A 312-nucleotide genomic window follows, 5' to 3' on the forward strand; every position below is an offset into this window, starting at 1 on the left:
TGTTGAAGAGAAGGCGATTGAAGAAGAGGCTATTTTTATTGATGGTACGAAAATAGAGGCAAATGCCAATAAGTTTACCTTTGTATGGAAAAAATCCATTGAAAAATACAGCACCGATTTAATAGAGAAGTCGAATCAAATGTATGAGGAATTACTGGAAAAAGAAATTATTCCTGAAATAGAAAGGGAAAGTTCCGATGAACTTTCAAAGGAAGAACTCAGTGAAGTGGTTAAAAAGCTAGATGAAAAAGTAGAAAAATATGATAAAGCAATCGAAGAAAGCAAAGAAGCAAAAGAACGCAAACAACTTCG

Annotated in this window: 1 pseudogene; it reads left to right on the forward strand. The window is 33.3% G+C overall.

The features are described 5' to 3' along the window. Positions 1 to 312, forward strand: a pseudogene (locus Q1A47_RS20665) (IS5/IS1182 family transposase); the annotation flags it as partial.

This window comes from uncultured Virgibacillus sp., from assembly GCF_947495635.1.
GTDB lineage: Bacteria > Bacillota > Bacilli > Bacillales > Amphibacillaceae > Virgibacillus > Virgibacillus salarius.